Consider the following 7,248-nt stretch of genomic DNA (forward strand, 5'->3'; position numbering starts at 1 on the left):
GCGCGGGACGGTTCGTCCCGCGCCGACGGCCTTCGAATGGGGTGCTCAGAACACCGGCTGGCCGGCGCGCACCAGGCGCCAGGAGTCGGTGAAGAAGTCGGCCAAGTCGATGACGCCCTTGGCCTTCACCCAGGCGATCATCGTGTTGCGGATCTCGTCCGAGTTCGACCAGACCAGCTTGGCCTGCGCCACGTGCGGGAAGTTGCCGCCGCCGTTGGCACGGTAGTTGTTGACCGCCAGGACGAACTGCGCGGCCGGGTCGATCGGCTTGCCCTGGAACGACAGGTTGACGATCCGCCGGCCCTTCGGCTGCGCGATGTCGATGTCGTAGCTCAGCCCGTACAGCGAGTCGTAGTTGTAGTCCGGCGTGGTCTCCGCGCCGGTCAGCGCGTCCTTGTCGACCGGCGCGCCCGGGGCAAGCTGGTTGTAGTACTTGGCCGAGAACTCCAGGTAGTCCTTCAGCTGCGCACCCGTCAGGACGCGCGCCTCCAGGGTGTTCTCGTAGATGTACAGACCCGCCGCGTCGCGCAGCTTCACCTGGCCCGCCGGGATCAGCGCCGTCCGGTTGAACGGCGCCGCCTGCGCCAGCACCGGCAGGTTGGCGTACTGCCCGCCCGCCAGCGCCGCCTTCACCGCGTCCGCCTGCACCCGGCCGATCAGGTCGATGATCGGAGTCGCCCGGAACCGCGCCTCGGCGATCGACAGGTCCGTCTTGCAGGTGCCGATCTGCTGGTTGACGTACGCCACGACCTTCTTGTGCTGCTCGGTCAGCGCGTCCACGATCTCCGGGTTCTCCGGCACGGTGTTGGAGTTCAGCACCCGCGAGGACACCGAGAGGACCTTCCACGCGCCGTCGGCGAACTCGACGTCGAAGTCGAAGCAGCTCAGGCGCTGGCCCCAGCACAGCGGCTCGGAGAGCACCACGGTCTTACCGGTCTTCTTGTTGACGATCAGCCGCTGCGCCACCTCCTTGTGGGTGTGGCCCACCAGCACCGCGTCGATGCCCGGAACGGTCTCGGCCATCTCACCGGAGGCGTCCTCGGGCCAGGGCAGCTGGTCGCCGTAGGTGGTCGGCTCGTCGATGCCGGAGTGGGCGGAGACGACGATGACGTCCGCGCCCGCGGCCTTCATCCGGGGCACGTACTTGGCGGCCGTCTCGACGATGCCCGGGAAGACCATCTTGCCGGTGACGTTGGCCTTGTCCCAGATCGCGATGCCCGGGTTGGTGAGGCCGAGGATGCCGACCTTCAGCGGGGTGTCCTCGTCCAGCCACACCTCCTTGATCACGTACGGCTTGAAGGCCGGCTTCTCGTTCTTCGCGTGCAGCGCGTTGGCGCCCAGCAGCGGGAACTCCAGCTGGTCCTCGAAGGCCTTCAGGGTGGGGATGCCGTAGTTGAACTCGTGGTTGCCGAGCGCGGCGGCGTCGTAGCCCATGAGGTTCATGGCGACGGCCATCGGGTGGTCGGGCACGTTGTCGCCGTCGGTGGCGATCGGCTCGATCCGGGCGTAGTAGTAGGTCAGCTGGGTGCCCTGGATGATGTCGCCGGAGTCGATCAGCAGGCAGCGGTCCCAGCCCTTCTCCTCGCGGACCTGGTTGGCCAGGGTGGAGATCTTGGCGAGGCCGACGTCGTTGTGCGCCTTGTCGGCGTACACGGCGTCGGTGAAGTAGTCCCAGTTGAGCACCCGGCCGTGCAGGTCGGTGGTGCCCATGACGGTGAAGGCCTGCTTGCGGCCCTTGCGCTTGCCCTTGGCGGCCGCCGGAGCCGGCTCGGCGGCCACGGCGGCGGGGGCGGCGGCGACGACTGCTCCGCCGGTCAGGGCGGCGCCGGCGGCGGTGGCGGCGGACCGGGTGACGAAGTCACGGCGGTTCAGGGGCATGGACGACTCTCCCGGGTGGGGACTGACGGGCCGATGGACCGTCAACTGGTGTTCGGGTGGCGTGCCGACGCGCATCGACGCGCGTAGAAGGACGCGCGTAGAAGTGTGCCGTGCGGGCCCGGCCGGTGAATAGCCCTCCGACGTTTCCAGCAGGTGAGATCTTGGCGACTCGTTCGTGACGGGGGTGCGCGGAGGGTGGGGTGGTAAGGGGTTCCGGCCTGGGCCTGCCTGGGCTTTTTCAGGCAGGCCCCTCAGTTCAGCTCCGCGACCAGCCGGCGCACCTCGCGGCCGAGCTCCGCCTCCGGGTCCGGCGCGTCCGGCCCCGCCCACGGCCGCCAGGTCAGCGCCCGCAGGTAGCCGGCCACCGCCACCGGCAGCCGGTGCCGCACGATCTCCTCGGCCACCGGCCCCGGCTCCGTCGCGCCCAGCGCCGCCAGCAGGCCCGCCACACCGGCCGAATCCGGCAGCGGCACCGTGGCCAGGTAGTCGGCCAGCGCCGCGAGCTCGGGATCGGGCCGCGGTGCGGGCTCCGGTGCGGGCTCCGGTTCCGGCCTGGGCGTCGACGGCAGCGGAGGCACCAGCGGAGGCGCCAGCGGATCGACGGGCGGCTCCACTGGCAGGACGACGGGCAGGACGACGGGCGGCTCCGTCCGCGGGCCCGGCGTCAGCAGCGCGCCCGCCCCGTACAGCCCCGCCACCACCGCCGGCCACCACGCCCCGCCCAGCCCGGCGAAGTGCAGCCCCAGCCCCACCGCGCCGCCCCCGCAGCCGACCAGGTTCCGGGCCGACTCCAGGTACCGCAGCACCCGCCGGCCCAACCCGTCACTGGTAGCCACGAATCTCCTCGAACACCCCGTCCAGCGAACCCGACCCGTCGAACAGCTTGCCGCCGCTCACGTCCGCGATCCCCTGCAACTGGCCCACCGCCGCCTCCCCGAACTTGATCGGGAACACCGGGATCGACTTCTGCCCGGACGGCAGGCCGTCGTGGAACCGCTTGAAGTCCCCGTCCGAAGCCCCCTCGTTGCTCTCCCCGTCGGTCATCAGCACGATCGACGTGAACCGGTCGTCCCCCGCCGCCGACTGCTGCCGGTCGATCACCCGGTACGCCTCCTCCAGCGAGTCGTACAGCGCCGTACCCCCCGACGCCGCCAGCGACTGCACGTCCGCGTTGATCGACGCCAGCTCCGCCTCCGGGCCCGGCTTGCTCCCCGAGGCCGGCACCGCGTGCGTCCTCGCCCACTTCACCTTCGACGCGAAGGAGATCAGCGTCACCTCCTCGCGGTCCCGGAACCGGCGCACCGCCCGGGTGTCGTCCGCCCCCGTCAACCGGCCCAGCGCCGACTTCAGCGCCGAGATCCGCGAACCCTCCATCGACCCCGAGGTGTCCAGCACGTACACCGTCCGCGACGGCCGCCGCAGCTCGTTCTGGTACGAGGCCAGCAGCCCGTCCGCCACCGCCCGGCTCCCCGGGAACGGCAGCTCCCGCCGCCGGTCCGCCGGCAGCCCGGCCGCCGGCGACACCCCCGGCGCCACCGGGCGGCGCAACGTCACCTCGGAGATCCGTTTCTGCACGTCCTCCTTCAACAGGTACGCCGTCAACCGCTGGAAGGAGTCCCGCTCCCGCTGCGCGGACGAGGACAGCAACGACAGCGGATAGTCCGCCGACACCACCCCGTCCACCGGGCGGATCACCGTCAACTGCTGGTCCGCCGCCAGCGACTTGTTCACCGACAGCAGCACCGACTCGTAGTTCACCAGCGCCCCGACCTTGCCCGGCTCCGCCCGGGTGTACGCCTGCGCCAGCCAGCCCGAGGAACCCGACGTCAGCTTCTGGCCGGTGAAGAACTGCTTCAACTGCGGCGCCGCCTTCTGCACGTCCCCCTCGGTCAGCGCCGCCCCCGCACCCGAGAACGCCGACGCCACCGCCACCAGCGTCGAGAAGCCCGAGTTCGACCGGGACGGGTCCGCCATCCCGTACGCCAGCTTCCCGGCCGACGCCGCATCCCCGATCTGCGCCCAGGAGACCTTCGAACCGTCCCCCCAGCCGAGCTCGTTGAGAACCGAGGACCGAACCCCCACCGCCACCGGCGACACCATCACCGGCGTCTCCGACAGCACCTTCGACTTCCCCGCGTCGTCCAGCCGCAGGTACTGGTTGGACGGGAACCACACCGCGTCGTACTTGCCGTCCGCCCGGCCCGAGGACACCGCGTCCGCGCCGTCCAGCGAGCCCGTCCAGGAGAACTGCACCGTCACCCCGGTCGCCTTCCTGGCGTCCTCCAGGATCGGCGCCAGGTCCTGCAGCTCGCTGCCGGCCAGCACCCGCAGCACCCCCGGCTGCGCCGTCGTGGCCGGCGGGTCGGACGGCTTCGGGCCCGGCGGGGTGGAGGTGCAGGCGGCGGCCGCCAGCAGGGTCGCCAGCGCGGCGACCGTCCAACTGTGCTTCTTCATCCGGGAGTTCACTGAGCCTTCCCCTTGGCGGCCTTGATCAGCCTGGTCAGGATGTCGGGCACGGGAATCTGCGGCTGGTTGACCTTCGCCGCCGCGAGATTGGGCGCCAGGACCGGGGTCTTGCCCTTCACCAGCGCGGCGAAGGCATCCGGGTCGTCCTGCGGACGGAAGCCGAACTTCGCCTCCAGGCGGCGCAGTTCGGCGTTGTCGTGCAGCTGGGCGGCCAGCCGCCGGCCGTTCGGCGTGCGGCCGACGATGGTGTGGTCGGTGTAGATGGTGGTGTCCGGGTACAGCACCACCATGTCGCCGGTCGACTCGCCCTTCAGCACCATCGCGGCGGCCTGCGACTCGTACGCGAGCACCAGCGGATTGCCGACCCCGGCCAGGAAGGCCTTGAACGGCTCGTCGCTGCTGCTCTTCTGGCCGCCCTGGATCGCCGTCGCCGTGCGCAGCACGTCCTTGGTGGCGTCGATCCCGGCCTGGTCGTAGACCACCTGGCGGTTGTTCAACAGGTACGACAGCAGGGCGATGTGCAGCGCCCCCGAGGAGGACGTCTCCGGGTCGGTGGTGGTGAGGAACACCGGGCCCTTCAACTCCGCGTGCTCGGTCGCGCCCGCGAGGTCGGGCCACGTGCGGCCGGCCTTCAGCGCGGCCAGGTAGGCGTCCATCCGGAACGTCCACAGCCCGGTGGAATGGTCCAGGGTGGCCAGGCCGTTGCCCATCAGGACGTCCGCCACCGGGCGGTGCGCGAGGATCACCAGCGGCGAGTAGAACGGCTGGACCGGGACCTCCTTGATGTTCCAGTCCACGCGCAGCTTGTCGGCCGGCGGCTGACTGGCCGGGAACGCGAAGTCCTTCGCGTCGCCGTCCATCAGCCAGGAGCCGATGCTCTCCGCGTTCACCTTCATGCCCTGCTTGGCCAACTCGGCGACGACCTGCGGATCCTGGAAGAAGTCGCGCTTCTCCGAACCGATCAGGCCGGAGACGGTGACGATGTCGCCGCCCGGGTCGTCCTGCGGGATCAGTGCGTACGTCACCCCGCCCAGCAGGGCCAACGCCGCCAACACCCCCAGAGTGCGTCTCATGCCGAACGCCTCCCCCTCGTCCGCTACGTCGTCCGGGTGGTCACCCGGGGGTGACGAGCGTCCCGCCGGGCGGGGAGCGGCGGCCGAACCGGCGGTGAACCAAGGGTGAACACCCCTTCACGGGTTCGCATCGGAAGGCCGGACGGCGACGGCATCCGGGCAGGTGCTCGCACACCGGTCCGAGGATGTGTCAGATTGTTCAACTCGCCTTACGGCAAAGGTCATCCCGCCGTCCGGACCCGCGTCGTGGTTACGCGCCGGTAATGCCTACCCTCAGCAGTATGCGCCGAGCAAAAATCGTCTGCACCCTCGGGCCGGCCACCGACTCGTACGACCAGATCAAATCCCTGGTCGACGCCGGAATGGACATCGCCCGCTTCAACCTCAGCCACGGATCCCACGACGAGCACGAGGAACGCTACCGCCGCGTCCGCAAGGCCGCCGACGAGAGCGGCCGCAGCGTCGGCATCCTCGTCGACCTTCAAGGCCCGAAGATCCGGCTCGACACCTTCGCCCACGGCCCCGTACTTCTCGAACGCGGCGACGAGTTCACCATCTCCACCGACAACGGCGTCGTCGGAGACAAGGACATCTGCGGCACCACCTACCCCGGCCTCGCCGCGGACGTCACCCGCGGCGAACGCATCCTCGTCGACGACGGCCGGGTCACCCTGGAGGTCGTCGAGATCGACGGGCCGCGCGTGCGCTGCCTCGTCATCGAAGGCGGCCTCGTCTCCGACCACAAGGGCCTCAACCTCCCCGGCGTCGCCGTCTCCGTCCCCGCACTCAGCGACAAGGACGTCGCCGACCTGCGGTGGGGCCTGCGCACCGGCGCCGACCTGATCGCGCTCTCCTTCGTCCGCAGCGGCCGCGACATCGAGGACGTCCACCGGATCATGGCCGAGGAGGGGCGCCTCGTCCCCGTCATCGCCAAGATCGAGAAGCCGCAGGCGGTCGACAACCTGGAATCCATCGTCGACGCCTTCGACGGCATCATGGTGGCCCGCGGCGACCTGGGCGTGGAGATGCCCCTCGAACAGGTCCCGCTCGTCCAGAAGCGCGCCGTCAAGCTCGCCAAGCGCAACGCCAAGCCGGTCATCGTCGCCACCCAGATGCTCGACTCGATGATCAACGCCTCCCGGCCCACCCGGGCCGAGGCCTCCGACGTCGCCAACGCCGTCCTCGACGGGACCGACGCCGTGATGCTCTCCGGCGAGACCTCCGTCGGCAAGTACCCCGTCGAGACCGTCAAGACCATGAGCCGCATCATCGAGGCCGCCGAAACCGACATCCTCGCCGCCGGACTGCCGCCCCTGACCACCGGCAACAAGCCGCGCACCCAGGGCGGCGCCGTCGCCCGCGCGGCCGCCGAGATCGGCGACTTCCTGGACGCCAAATACCTCATCGCCTTCACCCAGTCCGGCGACACCGCGCGCCGGCTGACCCGCTACCGCTCACCCATCCCCGTCCTCGCCTTCACCTACGAACCCGCCGTCCGCAGCCAACTCGCCCTCACCTGGGGCGTCGAGACCTTCCTCGGCCCCTTCGCCCCCACCACCGACCAGATGGTCGAACAGGTCGACGCGGCCCTCCTGTCGCTCGGCCGCTGCCAGAAGGGCGACATCGTCGTCATCACCGCCGGCTCCCCGCCCGGCCTCGCCGGCTCCACCAACCTCGTCCGCGTCCACCACGTCGGGACCCTGGACAACTGACCGGCGCGGGGGGGGGCGGGCGGGGGGGGGGCGCCCCCCCCCCCCTCGGTGATTTGGGGGGGGTTGGGGGGGCAGTGGGGGGGGGGGGGGGGGGGGGGGGGGGGGGGGGTGGTGGGGAC

General features: G+C 70.8%; 5 protein-coding genes. 1 reads left to right on the forward strand and 4 read right to left on the reverse strand.

Annotation, left to right across the window (positions count from 1 at the left end):
- Nucleotides 1–45 precede the first annotated feature (45 nt).
- The 4 genes from ACFWPI_RS06675 to ACFWPI_RS06690 all read right to left on the reverse strand — a co-directional run bounded on the left by ACFWPI_RS06675 (nt 46) and on the right by ACFWPI_RS06690 (nt 5,417).
- Nucleotides 46–1,878 (reverse strand): bifunctional metallophosphatase/5'-nucleotidase, encoded by a 1,833-nt coding sequence (locus ACFWPI_RS06675; RefSeq protein ID WP_380378742.1) that lies wholly within the window; start codon nt 1,876–1,878, stop codon nt 46–48.
- Nucleotides 1,879–2,129: 251 nt separating this feature from the next.
- On the reverse strand, nt 2,130–2,714 hold the full coding sequence (locus ACFWPI_RS06680; RefSeq protein WP_380378741.1) for a hypothetical protein: 585 nt from the start codon (nt 2,712–2,714) through the stop codon (nt 2,130–2,132).
- A complete protein-coding gene (locus tag ACFWPI_RS06685) occupies nt 2,701–4,332 on the reverse strand; it encodes a VWA domain-containing protein (protein ID WP_380378739.1) in 1,632 nt (543 codons plus the stop codon). The genes ACFWPI_RS06680 and ACFWPI_RS06685 overlap by 14 nt, the downstream gene beginning before the upstream one ends.
- 8 nt (nt 4,333–4,340) lie before the next feature.
- A complete protein-coding gene (locus tag ACFWPI_RS06690; protein ID WP_063347154.1) occupies nt 4,341–5,417 on the reverse strand; it encodes a hypothetical protein in 1,077 nt (358 codons plus the stop codon).
- Nucleotides 5,418–5,698: 281 nt separating this feature from the next.
- On the opposite strand from ACFWPI_RS06690, the gene pyk reads away from it, so the two are divergent.
- Nucleotides 5,699–7,129, forward strand: a complete 1,431-nt coding sequence (gene pyk, locus ACFWPI_RS06695; protein WP_380378737.1) for a pyruvate kinase — start codon at nt 5,699–5,701, stop codon at nt 7,127–7,129.
- Nucleotides 7,130–7,248: the final 119 nt, after the last annotated feature.

This window comes from Kitasatospora sp. NPDC058492 (assembly GCF_042720685.1).
Lineage (GTDB): Bacteria > Actinomycetota > Actinomycetes > Streptomycetales > Streptomycetaceae > Kitasatospora.

What these genes read in the sequence shown, in the direction of transcription:
- ACFWPI_RS06675 (WP_380378742.1), bottom strand. Translation starts at nt 1,878, where the DNA reads ATGCCCCTGAACCGCCGTGACTTCGTCACCCGGTCCGCCGCCACCGCC.
- ACFWPI_RS06685 (WP_380378739.1), bottom strand. Translation starts at nt 4,332, where the DNA reads ATGAAGAAGCACAGTTGGACGGTCGCCGCGCTGGCGACCCTGCTGGCG.
- ACFWPI_RS06690 (WP_063347154.1), bottom strand. Translation starts at nt 5,417, where the DNA reads ATGAGACGCACTCTGGGGGTGTTGGCGGCGTTGGCCCTGCTGGGCGGG.
- pyk (WP_380378737.1), top strand. Translation starts at nt 5,699, where the DNA reads ATGCGCCGAGCAAAAATCGTCTGCACCCTCGGGCCGGCCACCGACTCG.